This window comes from Variovorax sp. 01T432 (genome assembly GCF_056398605.1).
Window position 1 is genome coordinate 74,405 of the sequence record NZ_JBFTPS010000028.1, and the last position, 17,393, is coordinate 91,797.

The following is a 17,393-nucleotide window of genomic DNA, read 5'->3' on the forward strand; positions in this document are numbered from 1 at the left end:
TCAGAGGCGCAGGCCGGTGAACTCGGTCTTCATCCAGTCGATGAAGGCGCGCGTGCGCGTCGGCAGCAGCCGGGCGTGGGGATAGATCAGGCTGACGGGACGCGGCGGGCTCTCGAATGCATCGAGCACCATCGTGAGCCGGCCCTGCGCGACCAGTGGCAGCACCTGATAGGAGAAGAACATGCCGAAGCCCATGCCTGCCGCGCAAGCTTCCACCGCCGGCGCGATGTGGTTGAACTCGAGATTGCCCTTGACCGCGATGGGCAGCGGCCGGCCGCCTTCGCGGAAGATCCACTGGGCGGAGATGCCCGGATGGATCCGCACGCAGTTGGCGTCCAGCAGTTCGCGCGGATGCAGCGGCGTGCCGTGGCGCGCCAGGTAGGCGGGACTCGCGACTACCACGCGGCGGATGCTGCCGAGTTGCTGTGCGACGAGCGACGAATCCTCCAGGGCGCTGATGCGGATGCCGACATCGATGCCTTCTTCCAGCAGGTTGACCGTGCGGTCGTGCAGCAGCACGCTGCAGCGCATCTTGTCGTAGCGCTGCAGGAAGCGGACGATGGCGGGTGCGACGTACATGTGGCCGAACAGCACCGGTGCCGTGACGGTGAGCTGCCCCGCGGGCTCGGCCGCGTCGGCGCCGAGCGCGCGGTCCGCGGCGTCCGCGGCCGCCAGCACCTCGCGGGCGCTCTCGAGGTATTGACGGCCTTCCTCGGTCAGCGAGATGCGTCGCGTGGTGCGGTGGAACAGGCGCACGCCAAGATGGGCTTCGAGCGAAGCCAGCGAGCGCACCACCGCGGGCAGGGAGCTGTCCAGCGCATCGGCGGCGCGCGTCAGGCTGCCCTGGTCGGCGATCTGCACGAAGGTCTGCATGGCTTTGAGACGGTCCATCCGCGCATTAGACCGGAATTCGGAGCAGTCAAATACAGGGAGCCCCATTACTTCGAAAGCCGCAGCAAAACAGAATCGAGACACCCCGAACCAGCCCAAGGAAGCGACCATGACACTCCGCAGCCCCGCCCAGCCCATCAAGGTGTACAGCGCCTCCATTTCCGGCCACTCGCATCGTGCAAGGCTCTTTCTCTCGCTGCTCGGGCTGCCCTTCGAGACGGTGGAGATCGACCTTTCGCTCGGCGAACAGCGCACGCCCGAATTCCTGCGCCGCAACAGCTTCGGCCAGGTGCCGGTGATCGAGGACGGCGAGCTGACCTTGGCCGACTCGAACGCGATCCTGGTCTATCTGAACGAGCGTTATGCGGCCGATCCGGCGCGCTGGATGCCGAGCGATCCGCAAGGCGCGGCGCGCGTGCAGCGCTGGCTGTCGGTCGCGGCCGGCCCGCTCGCGGCGGGGCCGGCCAGGGCGCGCGTGATCGTGCTGTTCGGGCTCGCCGCGAGTGACGAGGTGATCGCGCAGTCGCACAAGCTGCTGGGCGTGATGGAAGCCGAGCTGGCCGAGCAGCCCTTCCTAGCGGGTCCGACGGCCACCCTCGCCGACGTCGCGAACTACAGCTATGTGGCCCATGCACCCGAAGGCAACGTGTCGCTCGAAGCTTATCCACGCGTGCGCGAATGGCTCGCGCGCATCGAGGGATTGCCGGGTTTCGTGCCGATGGCGGCTTCACCGGTCGGGCTGGCGACATGAACACCCCGGCACGCGAAGTCTGGCACGAGGGCGAGCGAGCGCTTCAGGCCCGAGCGGGCATCGCCGGGCGCATGGCCCAGGTCGGGCCGGTGGTGTTGCGCGATCACATGCCCGACCAGCACCGGACGTTCTTCGCGCAGCTGCCCTTCCTGATCGCGGGCAGCGTCGATGCCGGGGGCCAGCCCTGGGCCAGCGCGCTGGCGGCGCCACCCGGCTTCGCGCATTCGCCCGATCCGCGGCACCTGCGCATCGACGCATGGCCGGCGGGCGACGATCCGCTGGCCGCCGCGCTGATGCCCGGCGCGCCCATCGGCCTGTTGGGCATCGAGCCGCACACGCGCCGTCGCAACCGCATGAACGGGACGATCGGAGAGGTCGACGCGCGTGGGTTCTCGCTGGAAGTCAACCAGAGCTTCGGCAACTGCCCCCGGTACATCCAGGCGCGCGAGGCCGTGTTTGTCGACCGTGCGCCTTCATGGCAAGTTGCGCGGCCGACCGATCGCATGGATCCGGTCGCACGGCAGATGGTGCGCACGGCGGATACGTTGTTCATCGCGACCGCTCATCCGGAGGCGGGCGACGCGTCGGTGGCGCATGGCGTCGACGTGTCGCATCGCGGCGGTCGTCCGGGCTTCGTGCAGCTCAGCGGGGAGGGGACGCTCACGATGCCGAATTTCGCCGGCAACCTCTTCTTCAACACGCTGGGCAACATCGCCGTGAATCCGCGTGCCGGCCTGCTGTTCGTGGACTTCGAGACAGGCGACCTGCTGCAACTGGGCGTGACGGCCGAGATCGTTGGGGATGGCCCGGACCTCGAGGCCTTCGAGGGCGCGCAGCACCTGATTCGCATGCGGGTCGTGCAGGCGCTGCGCAGGCCGGCCGCGCTCCCGCTGCGCTGGGGCAATGCGGAACTGTCGCCGCATCTGGAGGCGACGGGGCGTTGGGCCGCGTCCGCCTGAAGGCGCACCGGCCTGATTCAGTGGAAGACGGGAATGCGGGCGTTCACCGAAGGCCGGTAGTCCCAGCCGTGTTGCAGCAAGGCGTCGGTGTCGAGGCCGCCCGCGAGCAGCGCTTCGAGCCCGGCTGCCGCCACGGCGCAGGCGAGTGCCTGCCCCGGGCAGGCGTGCGGGCCATGGCCGAAGCCCAGGCAGCGACGGTTGGAGCGCATCGGCTCGAAGGTCGCGGGCGCGGGGTTGAGAGCCGGATCGCGGTTCGCGGCGCCGAGCACCAGTAGCACCGTGGCGCCGGGCGAGAGATCGATGCCGGCGACGATGATGGCCTTTGCGACGAAGCGGCGAGTGTTCTGCACGGGAGGGTCGTGACGCGCAACTTCATGCACGATCGCGCCGAGGGGTTCGGTGCGGTCACCGAGCTTGCGGCGCAGTCCGGGTTCACGCGCCAGCGCCGTCAGGCTGTTGCCCAGCAGGCCGGCTGTGGCCTCGCAGGTCTGGGAGAGCAGGCCAACCAGGTTGGCGAGGAGTTCGCGCGTTCCATCGCCTGGCAATTGTCCCTGCACCGCGAGAAGCAGGCTCCCTTCGCGTCCGGGCCGGGCGCTGACCAGCGTTTCGAAGCGCGCCATCAGCACGGATGCCGCCGCGCTGGCGGCATCGAGTTGCGCCTGGTTCGACAGCGGAGACAGGCAGGCGACGAAATCGCGCATCCACTGCGTCACGCGCGGCAGTTCCTCCTCGGCAAAGCCCAGCAGGTGGGCGACCGCGCTGACCGGAAAGGCGAGGCAGGTGTCCGACAGCGTCGAAGGCGGCATGCCGGCCGCGATACGCAGCGCCGCGGCATGGATATCGCGCGGGTCCAGGCTGGCGAGCGCGCGTTCGAGCGCGGGCTTGCGCGCCGCATGCGGGGCGCCGTCGTTCATGCGCACTAGGCTGCCGAAGACTTCGCCGGCAGGCGTGCCAGCGATGGCGCGCGGCACCGGCTCCGCGTACGGGCGCACGCGCATGGCGTCGCTGGTGAGCAGTTCTCGCACGATGTCGGCGCGGCTCGCGATCCAGAGGCGCAGGCCTTCGTCGAAGATCAAGGGAGGCCCGTTGCGAAGCGTGGCGTACCAGGGGTAGGGGTTCGGATGCGTGACCGCCGCGATCGCGTCCGAGGGTGGGGCGATGTGTTTCATGCGCCCAGTCTGGCGCTTTTCAAACGCACACACTTCGTTTAGGCTCGAAGTATGGATGCATCGACTGCCGACACTCACCTGGCGCGGCTGGCTGGCGCGATCGCCGAGCCGGCACGTGCGCGCATGTTGTGCTGCCTGATGGACGGGCATGCCCGCACGGCCACCGAACTGGCGGCCGTGGCCGATGTCGCCGCATCCACCGCCAGTGCGCACCTGGCACGGTTGAAGGATCAGCGGCTCATCGATTCGGTGGCCCAGGGCAAGCACCGCTACTTCAGGCTTGCCGGCAGCGAGGTTGCCGCCGCGCTCGAAGGCCTGCTCGTGGTTGCGGGAGCGCCGCGCGCCGAGTTCCGCTCGGCCACGCCCAGCAGGTTGCGCTCCGCGCGCACCTGCTACGACCACATGGCGGGCACGGCCGGCGTGGCGCTGCATGACCGGTTGCATGCCCAGGGTTGGCTGCACGCCGTCGAGGAGGGCGGCAGCTACGAGCTCACCGCCGATGGCGCGGTCGCGCTCGAAAGCCTGGGCATCGATGTCGAGCGGGCGCGCAGCGCGCGGCGGCGCTTTGCCTGTGCCTGTCTGGACTGGAGCGAGCGCAGGCCGCATCTGGGCGGCGCGCTCGGCGCGGCCTGGCTGCAGCTGTCGCTTCGCCGCGGGTGGGTGCGGCAGGAACTCGACGGTCGCGCGCTGGCGCTCACGCCCAAGGCGCAGCGCGAAATGCCGGAGCTCTTCGGGCTGGCCTGAGCGGCGCTTCCTCTACTGGAAAGCCACCTCGGCAAAGCTGCGCAGCTTGCGGCTGTGAAGGCGGCTCGATCCCTCGTTGCGCAGGATGTCGATGGCGGCCATGCCGATGCGCAGGTGTTGTTCCACGCGCTCGCGGTAGAACTGGTTGGCCATGCCGGGCAGCTTGATCTCGCCGTGCAGGGGCTTGTCGCTCACGCACAGCAGGGTGCCGTAGGGCACGCGGAAGCGGAAGCCGTTGGCGGCAATGGTGGCGCTTTCCATGTCGAGCGCGACCGCGCGGCTCTGGCTGAAGCGGCGTTGCGGCTGGTTGCCGGGCAGCAGTTCCCAGTTGCGGTTGTCGGTGCTCGCCACGGTGCCCGTGCGCATGATCTTCTTGAGTTCGGTGCCCTGCATGCCGGTGACCACCGCCACGGCGTTTTCCAGCGCGAGCTGGATTTCCGACAGTGCCGGGATCGGCACCCACAGCGGAAGTTCCTCGTCCAGCACATGGTCCTCGCGCACGTAGGCATGGGCGAGCACGTAGTCGCCGAGCTGCTGGCCCTGGCGCAGGCCGGCGCAGTGGCCGAGCATCATCCAGGCATGCGGGCGCAGCACCGCGACGTGGTCGGTGATGGTCTTGGCGTTGGCGGGGCCGACGCCGATGTTGACCATGGTGATCCCGCTGCAGTCCTCGCGCACCAGGTGGTAGGCCGGCATCTGCGGCAGGCGCGGCGGCGAGGTGCCCTGCGTGCCGTCGAGCAAGGCGCTGAAATTGGCGCTGGAGCCGGCCGCCAGCCCGCGCCGGCGGGTGATCACGTTGCCGGGTTCGATGAAGGCGATGTACTCGCTGTTCTCGTCCGTCATGGCTTCGTGCCCGAGGCGCACGAACTCGTCGATATAGAACTGGTAGTTGGTGAAGAGCACGAAGTTCTGGAACCACTCGGGCGCTGTGCCGGAGTAGTGGCGCAGCCGGTGGAGCGAGTAGTCGACCCGTGCCGCGGTGAAGAGCGACAGCGGCTGTGCTTCGCCGGGCCTGGCCTCGTAGGTGCCGTTGGCGATGCCGTCGTCCATGGCGCTGAGGTCGGGCAGGTCGAAGACATCGCGCATCAGCGCCCGGCGCTCGGCGCTCATGGTGCCTTCGATGTGCTCGTTCTCGGCGAAGGAGAAGTGAATGGGGATGGGCTGGGTGCTGGTGCCGATCTCGAGGTCGACCTGATGGTTCTCGAGCAGGAGCCGGAACTGTTCGCGGTAGTAGCGGTTGAAGAGGTCCGGTCGCGTGAGCGTCGTCTCGTAGCGCCCCGGGCCTGCTACGAAGCCGTAGCTCAGTCCGGCGTTGGCGGCCGGCGTGCGTCGCGAGACGGTGTGCGTGTGCACGCGGACGAACGGGTAGCAGGCCCGCACGCGGCCCGGCAGGCTCTCGCCGGCCACGAAGCGCTGCATGGCATCGCGCAGGTGCTGCAATCCGCCGTTGTAGATGAGCCGAACCTGTTCGAGCGCTTCGTTGGGGTCGGTGAAGCGGGCTGGTGCGATGAATGCGGGCATGTAGGGCATCTGCAGATTGTGCAGTGTGCACAAGCCCGCCGTCCCGGCGAATGACAGCGGCCGCCGCCGGGCCGCCCCAAGGCGGCCGCGCTACCCCCTCGGGGGGTGGCGAATTACACGCAGCGAAGCGAAGTGAAAAGCCGGGGGGCCGACAATGCGGCCGCCGCCGGGCCGCCCCAAGGCGGCCGGGCCGCCCCCTCGGGGGGTGGCGAATTACACGCAGCGAAGCGAAGTGAAAAGCCGGGGGGCCACATCTACCCCGGCATGGGCTCGCGCATCGTGACGAACTCCTCGGCCGCGGTCGGGTGGATGCCGATGGTGCTGTCGAACACCGCCTTGGTTGCGCCGGCACGCATCGCGACGGCGAAACCCTGCACGATCTCGCCGGCGTCGGAACCCACCATGTGCAGGCCGACCACGCGGTCGCTGGCCTTGTCGACGATCAGCTTCATGAAGGTGCGCTCCTTGCTCTCGGAGAGCGTGTGGCGCAGCGGACGGAACTCGCTGCTGAACACGCGGATTTTGCCGAACTTCATGCGCGCCTCGGCCTCGGTGTAGCCGCAGGTGCCGATGTTCGGATGGGTGAACACGGCCGTGGGCGTGTACTCGTAGTCGAGCGCTCGCGGCCCCTTGCCGAAGAGCGTGTCGACGACGACCATGGCCTCGGCCAGCGCGACGGGCGTGAGTTGCTGCCGGGTCGACACGTCACCCACCGCGAACACCGAGGGCACCGAGCTGCGGTAGTTGGCGTCGACCACCACTGCTCCGCGTTCGTTCAACTCGACGCCCGCCGCCTCGAGGCCCATGCCCTGGGTGTTGGGCATGCGGCCGGTCGCGTAGAGGATGGTGTCGGCCTCGATACGCTGACCCCGCGAGAGCATCGCGCACAGGCCGCTGTCCAGGCGCGTGATCATGTCGATCTCGGTGTTGTAGCGGATGTCGATGCCGGTGCGCGTCATCTCCTTGGCGAGGAACTGGCGCACGTCTTCGTCGAAGCCATTCAGCAGATGGGCGGTGCGCAGCAGCTGTGTGACCTTGGCACCCAGGCCACTGAAGATGGAGGCGAGTTCGCAGGCGATGTAGCCCCCGCCGACCACCAGCAGGCGCTCCGGAAAGGGGTCGAGGTCGAACATGGCGTCGGAGACCACGACGTGCTCGCGGCCCGGAACCTCGGGCACGTAGGGCATGCCGCCGGTCGCGACAAGAATGTGTTGCGCCGTGTACCGCTTGTCGCCGACCTGGACGGTATGGGCGTCCGCCAGTTGGGCCCAGCCCTGGATGATCCGGACGCCCGCGCCTTCGAGCAGACTGCCGTAGATGCCGTTGAGCCGCGTGATTTCGCGCGCCCGGTTCGCCTTGAGCTTCTGCCAATCGAAGCGCGGCTTGCCGCCGAGTTGCCAGCCGAAACCCGCCGCTTCCTCGAAGGACTCGCCATAGCCGGCGGCGTAGCTGTAGAGCTTTTTCGGAATGCAGCCGACGTTGACGCAGGTGCCGCCGAGTTCGGCGCATTCCGCAACGGCCACGCGGGCGCCGCGTTGGGACGACATGCGTGCGGCACGCACGCCGCCGCTGCCGCCGCCGATGACAAAGAGGTCGAAGTCGAAGGTGCGCATGGGAAGCTCCTTGGCGCCGACTTTAGCCGGACCAGGAACTTGCCGCCGCGCGAGCTCAGGGACGATCCGGGCGATCGCCTGCGCCGGGGAAATCTCGCCCGCCGCGCTGCTGCAGCTGCTGGCGCTGCTGGGCCGCACGTTGTTGTTGGACCTCTTGCGCCTGACGTGCCGCATTTTGTTGCTGCATCTGCATCTGCGCCTGTGCCGCGCGCTGCTGCATCTCCTGCTGTTGGCGGGCGGCCTGCTGTTGCTGTTGTTGCTCCTGCCGTTGCATCTGAATCTGCGCCCGCTGCGCCGCGCGCTGCGCTTCCTGCTGCTGCCGCATCGCCTCGCGCTGCGCTTCCTGCTGCTGCCGCATCGCCTCGCGCTGCTGCATCTGTTGAGCTTGCTGTGCCTGCTGTGCCTGCTGTACCTGCTGCCGCCGCTGTTCGAAGGGCGTCTGGCCTCGCCCCTGCATCTGCTGCTGGCGCAGGACTTCGCGTTGCTGTGCCTGTTCCATGAGTTGCTGCTGGGCCTGTGGGTTCTGCGGGGGGCGCTGCATCGGCAAGGGCTGCGGCCTCGCCGCCGATGCAGCCGGCGGGGCGGCGGACGGTCGGCCATTCCCGCTGAACCCCCGGTCGATGCGCAGCGGGACCGGCGCCGCGCTTCCGACCGGCACGCGTGCCATCCGGTCGTTCGGCAGGCGCACGGCATCGCGACGGCTGATCGGCCCTCGGCCGAAGTTCTCCACGGGCACGATCGTGACGGCGCCGGGCGTCGCGCGGTGTGTGAACTCGGCCGCGCGCGCGCTGTTCTGCCGATTCAAGGCCGAACGGTTGGCTTCGTCGATATAGCGCTGGCTCGTCCGGTAACCGGGCCGCCAGGCCTCGCCCGGGGCGAGCGGGAACCAACCCACGCCGCTGCGGCCTCCGCCGATCGGAAGGGCCGCATTGGCGCCGACCCCACCTATGAAGCCGACCAGTGCGGGTGCATAGACGGGCCGCCTGCCCGGTCGGCCCGGTACCCAGCCCCAGCGGGGCCCGATGTGCGCCCAGCGACCGTAGTGCGAGGGCGCGAAACCCCAGGGCGCGGCATCGATCCAGGTCCAGCCCCAGGGGGCGACGTCCACCCACTGGCCGTCTTGATAAGGCGCCCAGTCGACATCCACGTCGCGCGGGTACCAGACGCTTCCGTAGTTCGGGTCGTTCTGCCAGTCGCCGTAGTTGTCGAGCTGCTGGTAGCCGATCACGTCGCGCGGGACATAGCGCGCCGAGACGGACTGGTCTTCGAGGCGGTCGCGCTCCGCCACCCAGGCGTCGAAGGCGCCGCTGGACCGTGTGGCCGCGCCGTTCGCCTCTTCGAGATTGCGGCCCGACACGGTGAGTTGCTGGTGCGCACCGAGGCCCGCGGATTCCCCGCTCTCACCGTAGAGCGTGACGGCGCCCGAGGCCACCGCGACGCGAGTGGTGCCGGAGTCTGGGTCGACATCGATGCGGTATTCGCCCGGCGCCTCGATCACAGCCGCGAGGTTGCCTGTGTCGATCTCGAAACGCTGTCCGGAGAGGTCGTCGCGCACCCGCACCTGCAGACTGCCCTGCATGCTGGTGAGGCGTGCCGTGTCGTCGTCCAGTTCGGACAGGTCGAGCTCGGTCCGGTCGTCCAGGCGCACGGCTGCGGAGCCGACATGGAGCTCGGCGCGCGCATTGGCGTCGGTCCAGAGGCGGTCGCCGGTGGTGAGCGGACGGTTGGGAACGGCGTCATACCAGCTGTCGTCGCCGGCGGGCGAGAAGCTCACCGTGCCCTGATGGAAGTTGAGGCTGGCGACGCGTCCAGGAGGATCTGTCTGGGCGCCCGCCGACGTGCCCGCGACGAGCAGTGCGACACCGAGCAGCCAGCCTGCGGCGCGGCGGCATGTTGCAAGGATGGGGAGGTTCATCGATCGGTCCTTCTTCCTGTCTCTGCAGCCTTAACGCGCGAAGCGTGCTCCGCGCTGGCCGCTCGATTGCAAAAGCGCTCGAAGGATCGCGCCGGCATCGCTTCGGCGCGTGGGCGCACGGACCCGGCAAGAAGTCCGGACCGCGCCTCAGTGACCGCCGGCGCCCGGGGGATTCGAGTGGGCCAGGAAGAATCGCAGCATCTCGGCGCTCGCGTCAGGCCCGGTCGGGTCCGTGAAGGAGCCTTGAGGGCTGCCACCCGCCCAGGCATGGCCGGCGCCGTGCAGCAGCCAGTGCTCCACCGTCGGCCGGCCGTCGGCGTCGGTGTAGATGCGGCGTGTGAAGGAGCGGCCGTGCGCCGACTGGCCGCTGGCCACGTGCGGCTGCGCAGCGGAGCCGGGCTGCCCTGCGAGCGCAGCCGCGGCGACCTGCTCGCCGTTGCGCGCGTGAACGGTGGTATCCGCCTCGCCATGGAAGACGATGGCCGGCACGGTCTGCGCTGTCGCCTGTGGCGTGCCGCCCCGCTTCATCGCGGAGAGGGCCGACATCAGGTCGCTCGCGGCACCGCTGGGGAGGCCCGAGTGGACGCCCACGGCGGCAAAGAGGTCGGGGTAGCTGCGCCCGAGGATGTCCGCCATCGCGCCCCCGGCCGACAGGCCGGCGACGTACACGCGGGCGAGGTCGGCCGATTGCTCGGCCATGACGAATTGCGTCAGCGCCGCCAGCAAGGCCGGTTCGCCGCGGCCCCGTTGCTGGTGTTGAGCCTTGAACCAGTTCCAGCACTTCGAGGAATTGGCATGCTGCGTCTGCGCCGGGTAGAGGACCAGGAAGCCCTGCTCGCGTGCGAGGCGGTTCATTTGCGTGCCTGCAGCGAAGTCCTCCGGGTTCTGGGTGCAGCCATGCAGCATGAGGAGCAGCGGGCGCGGGGTGCCCGCACCCTTTGCGGGCACGAAGAGCTTGTAGGCGATGGAGCGGTGATCGTGGGCGAAGACGCCGTCGATCCACTGTTCGGTGCCGATCTCGGCTTCGACCGGCGGCGCCTCGGCCTCGACCGGCTGCGGCTCGACGAAACGAGCCGCGACGTCGACCACCAGCGTGTCCTCGTTGGCCGCGCGAGGGGGCGCAGCATCGGGGTGAAAAGGGTGCTCCGGTGCCTTCGGCATCTCGCCGCCCAGCGCCCGTTGAATGGCGCGGGTCGCCTCCTGCAGGCTTGCGCTGCGAGTGAGTTCGGTGGCCTTGCGCATCAGTCGCTGGAAGAGGTGATTCATGGGGAGCTCGCGGTTGGTTTTTAATGCAATCGGTCGGCCAGGGCGGCCTTGACTGCGGGGCTGGCGTGCAATGCGCCGAGGACGGTGATCGAACCTATGGTTTCGAGCGCGAGTTCCGGCGTCACGTCCGGCGCGATGCTCGCGAGACCGAGCACGCGGATTTCAAGTTTCTCGCCGGCGAGACGGACGACATGGAGGTCGGCGGCGCTGAATTGCTGCAGCCCGAGCACCAGCATCTTGCGGGCAACCACCTGCTTCAGCGCGTCGCCGTGTGCGGAAAGCTGATTGCGGATCGCGGTGCGGATGAAGTCCGTGCGATTCGAATAGAAACCCTCGGCGACCAGCAGGTCGATGTGACCAAGGTCGACGAAACCGAGGTTGATGGTGATCTTTTCTGCATCGGGCGCCTTCGGGCGAACGGCGGGAAGTGGGGGAGATTGCATGCTGCCATCCTAACACCATCTGATTGGATGGTGTGGGGATGGAATTATGGACGTGTAAGGTGAGACTTCCTCGCGTCCAGGGTGATCGGAAACTGGGGAAGAATCATGGATGTCGCGCCCGCGCGACCTGCAGCAGCCCCATCACAGAGGAACAAGCACATGAGCACAGCGGAATCGAAGGCCTTTTCGGCGCGAAACGCACCCGTCGCCGAATCATCCGGCCTGACCGGGCCCCGGCCAGCCGTCGGCTATGCCGGCGACGTGACGCCCGAGCAAGCCGCGCAATGGGTCGCCAGCGGCGAAGCTGTGTTGGTCGACGTGCGCAGCGACGCCGAACGTGAATGGGTTGGCTACGTGCCTGGGGCGGTGGGCCTGGCGTGGAAGCAGTGGCCGGGCATGGCGCTGAATACAGGCTTCGACGAGGGTCTCCGGGCCGCCGTGCCGGCAGGGAAGAAGGCCGTGCTGCTGTGCCGCAGCGGCGTACGCTCGATCGCGGCGGCCCGTCGGGCGACCGAACTCGGGGTGGAGGCCTACAACATCCTGGAAGGCTTCGAGGGCGACGGCGACGAAGAAGGGCACCGCGGGCGCAAGGGAGGCTGGCGGCTGCGCGGCCTGCCCTGGAAGCAGAACTGAGTCGTTACCTGGCCGGCGGAATGCGCAGCTTCTGGCCGGGGTAGATCTTGTCCGGATTGCTCAGCATCGGCTTGTTGGCCTCGAAGATCTGGTTGTACTTGTTGGCATCGCCGTAGTACTTCTTCGCGATCGCCGACAGGGTGTCGCCCCGAACCACGTCGTGATACTGCGCCGCATCGGCGGCGGGAGCGCTGAGCCTGTTGTCGACCTGGGTCACGTTGGCCACATTACCGGCGGCGAGCGAGGCCTTCTCGCTCGCCTCCAGTGAAGGCGCGCCGCCGGAGAGAGTCACCGTGCCGGTGGCGGCCACGTAGCTCACTTCCAACGCGGTCAGGCCGAGGTTCTGGGTCTCGATGTAGGCCTTGATGGCGGCAGCGGCGGCCTTGTCCGCATCGGGCTCTGCCGCCTGGGCGGACGAGCCGCCGAACAGTTTCTCTCCTGCTTCCTTGATGAAACTCAGCAAACCCATGGTGTACTCCTTGCGCCTCGGTGGATGGAAAAGGCACTTTATCGCCGCATCGTGACCGGCAGGCGTAGGCTGTGGCCGCGTGTGAAAGCGCTCCTAAGCACAACTCGCAATAATCCCGCGCATGGCATTCCTCGCGATCGACATCGGCAACACCCGGCTCAAGTGGTCTCTCTTCGAGGCTGCGCGACCGGGCGCGGCGCTGCTGGCACACGGAGCGGAGTTCCTGGACCACATCGAGCGGCTCGCCGAAGGGCCGTGGGCCGATCTGCCCTCACCAGACTCCATGCTCGGATGTGCGGTGGCCGGCGACGCGGTGCGCCGACGTGCCGAGGAACAGGTGGTGGAGCGCTTCGATTGCTCGCCGCGCTGGGTGGTCTCCAGCGCCGCGGAGGCTGGCATCGTCAACGGCTACGACCATCCGACCCGCCTGGGCGCCGACCGCTGGGTCGCGATGATCGGCGCGCGCCACCGCATGCTATCGCAGGGACCTGCGCGGCCGATGGTGGTCGTGATGATCGGCACGGCCGTGACGGTCGAGGCGGTGGATGCGAACGGCAAGTTCCTGGGGGGGCTGATCCTGCCGGGACATGGGATCATGCTGCGCGCACTCGAATCGGGTACCGCAGGGCTGCATGTGCCCACCGGAGAGGTCCGCGAGTTTCCGACCAACACCAGCGATGCCCTGACCAGCGGCGGTACCTACGCCATCGCGGGGGCGGTCGAGCGCATGGTCCAGCACCTGCGGGCGCACTGTCGGGCCGAACCAGCCTGCTTCATGACCGGCGGGGCCGGATGGAAGATGGCACCCAGCATGAACGGCAACTTCGAACTGGTGGACGGATTGATCATGGACGGCCTGCTGGTGATCGCTCAGGAGAGATTGTTGCCGGGCTGAGCGCGGTGTCGACGCTCAGAGCATTTCATCGGGCGCGAGAGCGCCGAACAGCTTGAGCAGCAGTCGCAGTCCTGCGCTGGTGTCGGGTTCCGAGGTGGCGTCCTTCAGATGGCTGCCTTCCGGCGCGCGCCAGACCAGGTGGCCTTCCGCCAGCTCCACATGCCATGCGCCATTGCGCAGTGCGCTGTCGATCTGGGCCGCGGCCGTGCCCGAGAGGGCGTCGCTGCGGATCAGGAGCGCGATCTCGGTGTTCTGCAACTGCGACCGGAGATCGAGATTCATCGATCCGACCACCAGCAGCCGGCCGTCCATCACCAGGACCTTCGAATGCAGCATCGAGCGCGACTTGCCGGAGATATTGCTGCCGGACGCGCCGGACGCGCCGGACGCGGCGAACGCGGCGAACGCGCTGCGCAGACCCGCCTGCTCGCTGCGCAGTTCGTACAGTTCGACGCCCATGGCCAGCAGTTCTTCGCGGTGGCGTGCATAGCCCACATGGGCGACGGGGGCGTCGTTGGAAGCGAGAGAGTTCGTCAATACGCGGATCCTCACGCCGCGCGAGCGCGCTGACGCGAAAGCCCGAGTCATGTCGGGTCCGGGCACGAAATAGGGGGAGATGATCAGCAGGTCGCGCTGGGCCTGGCCGATCAACTGCAGCAGCCCTTCGACCAGTGTCTCTCCGCCGGCCACGGCGTCGGCCGCGGTGCCGAGCGAATTGCTCGCTCGGCTGTCGGGCGATCTCCCGGATGGCTGCGAGACGACCAGGCCGGTTGCCGTACCGGCGCCCGCGTCAGGGCTCGCGGAATCGGCGGGGATCTTGCCGGGCTTGTCGGCCAGGACGACGGCGGGCGCCCAGACGAAGGCGGCGCTGGCCAGATCCAGAGGCTTTTCGTCCCAGGCGCGTGTGCGTTGTTCGGGGGTCGGCGCGTCGGCCGGCTTCGGTGTGGGAGCAGCACCAGTGGGCGGCGGTGTTTCCGCTCCGGCGGCGCCCTGGCGTTCGCGCTCGGCCGCGTCGTCGGCACGTACGCCCGCACGGATCTTGTCGAGCTCCTCACCGGAGACAAGGGACTGCACCGGGTAGGCGCGTTCGTTGTTCCAGTAGGCGTCGAAGCTGCGCGACAAGTCCTGGACTATCGGCCCCGCCGCGAGGACATCGAGGTCGATGAAGTTGGCGCCTTCTGCATTGCCGAAATAGGCGTCACCCAGATTGCGTCCGCCCGCGACGGCCAGTACGTTGTCGGCGATGAACAGCTTGTTATGCATGCGCTGCTGGATTCGAGAGGCGTCGTCGAGAGAGCTGAAGAGCCGGCTCAATGTCGATGCGCGCGCGCCGGCCAGCGGATTGAACATCCGCATCTCGATGTTGGGCTCGAAGGCGAGCCGCATCACGAGCGCGTCGCGCCCGGTACTGTGGAGATCATCGAGCAGGATACGGACGCGCACGCCGCGGCGGGCCGCATCACGCACGCCGGTGAGGAGGCGGGCGGTGCTTGCGTCGGCGTGAATTGAGTAGTACTGGAGGTCGAGTGTTTTCTGCGCGCCCTCCACCAGGGCAAGCCTGCTGCCGTAGGCCGGTTGTGGTCCGGCGAGCAGCATGAAACCGGAGTCGAAGCGAGCGGCTGAAGCCTCGCGGCGTTGCTGTACCAGCGCCGCCAGTGGCGTGCCGGCCGGGGACGCCAGCGCGTGGGAAACCGGCCGCTGCACATCCTGGGGGAGTTGGGCGCAGGCCGAAAGAAGCACGAAGAGGCTGGCTGCAAGGCACCAGCGACCCGACGCGACGGCAATCCGCCTGAGAGAAGAAGGTGACTGCATTCAGCGCCCGTTGAGCCCAAGGAGCCGCATATATAGCGCAGCCCGGGCCTGCCGGGCGTCGGACAAATGCGCCGTCAGGCGGTGCGCGCCGCGCCGAGTTCTTCCCAACGTTCGAGCGCGGCCAGTAATTCGTCATCGATGCGGGCGTGACGTTCCCCGAGTTCGGCCGCGCGGGACGCCTCGTTGGCATAGATGGCGCCGCCATCGAGTTCGAGCATCTCGGTGATGCGCTTCTGCTCTTCCTCCAGCGCTGCGATCCGGGCGGGCAGCGTTTCCAGTTCGCGTTGTTCCTTATAGCTGAGCTTCTTGCGGGGAGCGGCCCGGCTGGCGGTGTCGCGTGCCGGGGCAGGCGCGGGAGCAGGCGGTGCGGCCGGCGGCGAAGCGGCCGCGCGCTGTTCGGCGAACTCGCGCGCGCGTTTCGACTGGATCAGCCAATCCTGCACGCTGCCTTCGTACTCGCGCCAGCGACCGTCGCCCTCGAAGGCGATCGTGCTCGTGACGACGTTGTCGAGGAAGGTCCGATCGTGGCTCACGAGGAAGACGGTGCCGTCATAGTTCTGCAGCAAGTCTTCGAGGAGTTCGAGTGTGTCGATGTCGAGGTCGTTGGTCGGCTCGTCAAGCACCAGCACATTGGCAGGTCGTGCGAACAGGCGTGCGAGCAGCAGCCGATTGCGTTCCCCGCCGCTCAGCGAGCGAACCGGCGAATGTGCGCGAGCAGGGGAGAAGAGGAAATCGGCGAGGTAGCTCTTGACGTGCTTGCGCTGGTTGCCGATCTCGATCCATTCGCTGCCGGGACTGATGAAGTCTTCCAGGGTGGAGTCCAGATTCAGCGCGTTTCGCATCTGGTCGAAGTACGCGACCTGCAGATTGGCACCGCGGCGGATCTTGCCGCTGTCGGGTTCGAGCTCGCCGAGGATAAGCTTCAGCAGCGTCGTCTTGCCGGCGCCGTTGGGGCCGATCAGACCGACCTTGTCACCGCGCAGAATGGTCCCGGTGAAGCCGCGAATGACGGCTTTCTCGCCGAAGGACTTGGAAGCATCGGTCAGTTCGGCCACGATCTTGCCGCTGGCCTGGCCGGAGGCGACATCCATGTTGACGCTTCCGAGCACCTCTCGCCTTGACGAGCGGCTCGAGCGCAGCGCCTCGAGTCGGCTGATGCGGCTTTGACTGCGTGTTCGACGGGCTTCCACGCCCTTGCGAATCCAAACTTCCTCCTGGGCGAGCAGCTTGTCCGCCTTGGCATTGATCACCGCTTCCTGAGCGAGCTGTTCTTCCTTCTGAATCAGGTACTGCTCGAAATTGCCCGGGTACGAACTCAGCTTGCCTCGGTCGAGCTCCACGATGCGCGTGGCCACGCGGTTCAGAAAGCTCCGGTCGTGCGTGATGGTGACCACGCTTCCCTTGAAGTCGATAAGAAGCTGCTCCAGCCACTCGATTGAGTCGAGGTCGAGGTGATTGGTGGGCTCGTCGAGCAGCAAGACATTGGGCGCCGCCACCAGCGCTTGGGCGAGAGCTACGCGCTTGCGGGTGCCGCCGGAGAGGTCTCCGACTCGTGCGCTGCCGTCCAGATGCAGGCGATGCAGCGTTTCGTCGACGCGTTGCTCCCAGTTCCAGGCGTCGAAGGCCTCGATCTGGGATTGGAGCGCGTCAAGGTCCACCCCTGCGGCTCCCGAAAGGTACTGGTCACGGATCGCGATCACTCCCGCCAGTCCCGCGCTGGCTGCGGTAAATACGTCCGCATCCATGTCAAGCACCGGCTCTTGCGCGACATAGGTGATTCGCAGCCCTTGCTGGACCTGCAGGGTGCCGTCATCGGGCTTTTCGAGGCCGCCCAAGATCTTGAGAAGGGAAGACTTTCCGGCGCCATTGCGGCCAATCAGGCCGATGCGCTCCGATTCGAGGAGGGAGAAGTCCGCGTGGTCGAGCAGCGGGACGTGACCGAACGCGAGTTGCGCGTCGAGAAGTGTGATGAGTGCCATGTGGTGCGAATTATCGGAGCGCAGCGTCCCGTGGGCGCGATTGCGGCCAAAGAGCGCGAAGTTGTCATATACTCGTCGGCTCGGCTGGAGGAGCGAAAGCGAATCCGCTGTCAGGTCGACCGCAGGAAGGCCTGATGGAGCCGAGAAAAAGTCGGCGATCATTGACTGGCGTTAAAAAAACCAGGCATAATCGAAGGCTCCGCTGAAAACGGCCCCGGCGTTGCTTCTTGAGGAAGTGGCAGGCGAGGTCAAAAAAGTTAGCGGTTCGAAGTTGATGGGGTTTAAAAACCGTGTCATAATCGAAGGCTCCGCTCAAGACGAGCAGCGCCGGAC

The 17,393-nt window shown here is 67.7% G+C and carries 15 protein-coding genes; 5 read left to right on the forward strand and 10 right to left on the reverse strand.

The genetic code is table 11. From position 1 onward, the window contains the following. Positions 1-891, reverse strand: a complete 891-nt coding sequence (locus tag AC1DNF_RS21005; protein WP_478150552.1) for a LysR family transcriptional regulator — start codon at positions 889-891, stop codon at positions 1-3. Between the two features lie 109 nt (positions 892-1,000). On the opposite strand from AC1DNF_RS21005, the gene AC1DNF_RS21010 reads away from it, so the two are divergent. Both AC1DNF_RS21010 and AC1DNF_RS21015 read left to right on the forward strand, forming a co-directional pair. Further along, positions 1,001-1,642, forward strand: a complete 642-nt coding sequence (locus AC1DNF_RS21010) for a glutathione S-transferase family protein (protein ID WP_478150553.1) — start codon at positions 1,001-1,003, stop codon at positions 1,640-1,642. Continuing rightward, positions 1,639-2,601, forward strand: coding sequence for a flavin-nucleotide-binding protein (locus AC1DNF_RS21015; protein ID WP_478150554.1), 963 nt, complete (start codon positions 1,639-1,641; stop codon positions 2,599-2,601). Before AC1DNF_RS21010 ends, AC1DNF_RS21015 begins: the two co-directional genes overlap by 4 nt. Positions 2,602-2,618: 17 nt before the next feature. On the opposite strand, the gene AC1DNF_RS21020 is transcribed toward AC1DNF_RS21015, so the two are convergent. After that, a complete protein-coding gene (locus AC1DNF_RS21020) occupies positions 2,619-3,770 on the reverse strand; it encodes a cytochrome P450 (RefSeq protein ID WP_478150555.1) in 1,152 nt (383 codons plus the stop codon). Positions 3,771-3,821: 51 nt separating this feature from the next. Here AC1DNF_RS21020 and AC1DNF_RS21025 point away from each other — a divergent pair, with 51 nt between their 5' ends. After that, a complete protein-coding gene (locus AC1DNF_RS21025; RefSeq protein WP_478150556.1) occupies positions 3,822-4,514 on the forward strand; it encodes an ArsR/SmtB family transcription factor in 693 nt (230 codons plus the stop codon). A gap of 12 nt (positions 4,515-4,526) precedes the next feature. Here AC1DNF_RS21025 and AC1DNF_RS21030 read toward each other — a convergent pair whose 3' ends face one another. From AC1DNF_RS21030 to AC1DNF_RS21050, 5 genes are all read right to left on the reverse strand, one after another. Next, complete coding sequence (locus AC1DNF_RS21030) at positions 4,527-6,044, reverse strand: AMP nucleosidase (protein ID WP_478150557.1); 1,518 nt, start codon at positions 6,042-6,044, stop codon at positions 4,527-4,529. Positions 6,045-6,289: 245 nt separating this feature from the next. Further along, positions 6,290-7,648: a glutathione-disulfide reductase gene (gene gorA / locus AC1DNF_RS21035; RefSeq protein WP_478150558.1), complete on the reverse strand. Its 1,359-nt coding sequence runs from the start codon at positions 7,646-7,648 to the stop codon at positions 6,290-6,292. A gap of 55 nt (positions 7,649-7,703) precedes the next feature. Continuing rightward, the gene (locus AC1DNF_RS21040; RefSeq protein WP_478150559.1) at positions 7,704-9,563 is read right to left on the reverse strand and encodes a DUF6600 domain-containing protein; all 1,860 of its coding nucleotides are present in this window, start codon (positions 9,561-9,563) and stop codon (positions 7,704-7,706) included. Between the two features lie 147 nt (positions 9,564-9,710). Beyond that, positions 9,711-10,829: an extracellular catalytic domain type 1 short-chain-length polyhydroxyalkanoate depolymerase gene (locus AC1DNF_RS21045; RefSeq protein WP_478150560.1), complete on the reverse strand. Its 1,119-nt coding sequence runs from the start codon at positions 10,827-10,829 to the stop codon at positions 9,711-9,713. A 20-nt stretch (positions 10,830-10,849) separates the two neighbouring features. Further along, positions 10,850-11,272 carry a CopG family transcriptional regulator gene (locus AC1DNF_RS21050; protein WP_478150561.1) on the reverse strand — a complete coding sequence of 141 codons (423 nt, stop codon included), beginning with the start codon at positions 11,270-11,272 and terminating at the stop codon, positions 10,850-10,852. Positions 11,273-11,431: 159 nt separating this feature from the next. On the opposite strand from AC1DNF_RS21050, the gene AC1DNF_RS21055 reads away from it, so the two are divergent. After that, complete coding sequence (locus tag AC1DNF_RS21055; protein ID WP_478150562.1) at positions 11,432-11,905, forward strand: rhodanese-like domain-containing protein; 474 nt, start codon at positions 11,432-11,434, stop codon at positions 11,903-11,905. Between the two features lie 4 nt (positions 11,906-11,909). Here AC1DNF_RS21055 and lysM read toward each other — a convergent pair whose 3' ends face one another. Then, entirely contained in the window at positions 11,910-12,374 is a 465-nt protein-coding gene (gene lysM / locus AC1DNF_RS21060) for a peptidoglycan-binding protein LysM (RefSeq protein ID WP_478150563.1), read from the reverse strand. 121 nt (positions 12,375-12,495) lie between these two features. Here lysM and AC1DNF_RS21065 point away from each other — a divergent pair, with 121 nt between their 5' ends. Continuing rightward, the gene (locus AC1DNF_RS21065; protein ID WP_478150564.1) at positions 12,496-13,269 is read left to right on the forward strand and encodes a type III pantothenate kinase; all 774 of its coding nucleotides are present in this window, start codon (positions 12,496-12,498) and stop codon (positions 13,267-13,269) included. A 15-nt stretch (positions 13,270-13,284) separates the two neighbouring features. Here the strand turns inward: AC1DNF_RS21065 and AC1DNF_RS21070 are convergent, their stop codons facing one another. Together AC1DNF_RS21070 and AC1DNF_RS21075 are read right to left on the reverse strand one after the other, a co-directional pair. After that, entirely contained in the window at positions 13,285-15,081 is a 1,797-nt protein-coding gene (locus AC1DNF_RS21070) for a phospholipase D family protein (RefSeq protein WP_478150565.1), read from the reverse strand. Between the two features lie 74 nt (positions 15,082-15,155). Further along, positions 15,156-17,060 carry an ATP-binding cassette domain-containing protein gene (locus AC1DNF_RS21075; RefSeq protein WP_478150569.1) on the reverse strand — a complete coding sequence of 635 codons (1,905 nt, stop codon included), beginning with the start codon at positions 17,058-17,060 and terminating at the stop codon, positions 15,156-15,158. Between the last annotated feature and the right edge of the window lie 333 nt (positions 17,061-17,393).

Bases quoted from the DNA above. Each gene is read 5' to 3' on its own strand.
- AC1DNF_RS21045 (WP_478150560.1), bottom strand. From the start codon at position 10,829: ATGAATCACCTCTTCCAGCGACTGATGCGCAAGGCCACCGAACTCACT.
- AC1DNF_RS21055 (WP_478150562.1), top strand. From the start codon at position 11,432: ATGAGCACAGCGGAATCGAAGGCCTTTTCGGCGCGAAACGCACCCGTC.
- AC1DNF_RS21070 (WP_478150565.1), bottom strand. From the start codon at position 15,081: ATGCAGTCACCTTCTTCTCTCAGGCGGATTGCCGTCGCGTCGGGTCGC.
- AC1DNF_RS21040 (WP_478150559.1), bottom strand. From the start codon at position 9,563: ATGAACCTCCCCATCCTTGCAACATGCCGCCGCGCCGCAGGCTGGCTG.
- AC1DNF_RS21005 (WP_478150552.1), bottom strand. From the start codon at position 891: ATGGACCGTCTCAAAGCCATGCAGACCTTCGTGCAGATCGCCGACCAG.
- AC1DNF_RS21020 (WP_478150555.1), bottom strand. From the start codon at position 3,770: ATGAAACACATCGCCCCACCCTCGGACGCGATCGCGGCGGTCACGCAT.
- AC1DNF_RS21010 (WP_478150553.1), top strand. From the start codon at position 1,001: ATGACACTCCGCAGCCCCGCCCAGCCCATCAAGGTGTACAGCGCCTCC.
- AC1DNF_RS21015 (WP_478150554.1), top strand. From the start codon at position 1,639: ATGAACACCCCGGCACGCGAAGTCTGGCACGAGGGCGAGCGAGCGCTT.
- AC1DNF_RS21025 (WP_478150556.1), top strand. From the start codon at position 3,822: ATGGATGCATCGACTGCCGACACTCACCTGGCGCGGCTGGCTGGCGCG.
- AC1DNF_RS21050 (WP_478150561.1), bottom strand. From the start codon at position 11,272: ATGCAATCTCCCCCACTTCCCGCCGTTCGCCCGAAGGCGCCCGATGCA.
- lysM (WP_478150563.1), bottom strand. From the start codon at position 12,374: ATGGGTTTGCTGAGTTTCATCAAGGAAGCAGGAGAGAAACTGTTCGGC.
- AC1DNF_RS21030 (WP_478150557.1), bottom strand. From the start codon at position 6,044: ATGCCCTACATGCCCGCATTCATCGCACCAGCCCGCTTCACCGACCCC.
- AC1DNF_RS21075 (WP_478150569.1), bottom strand. From the start codon at position 17,060: ATGGCACTCATCACACTTCTCGACGCGCAACTCGCGTTCGGTCACGTC.
- AC1DNF_RS21065 (WP_478150564.1), top strand. From the start codon at position 12,496: ATGGCATTCCTCGCGATCGACATCGGCAACACCCGGCTCAAGTGGTCT.
- gorA (WP_478150558.1), bottom strand. From the start codon at position 7,648: ATGCGCACCTTCGACTTCGACCTCTTTGTCATCGGCGGCGGCAGCGGC.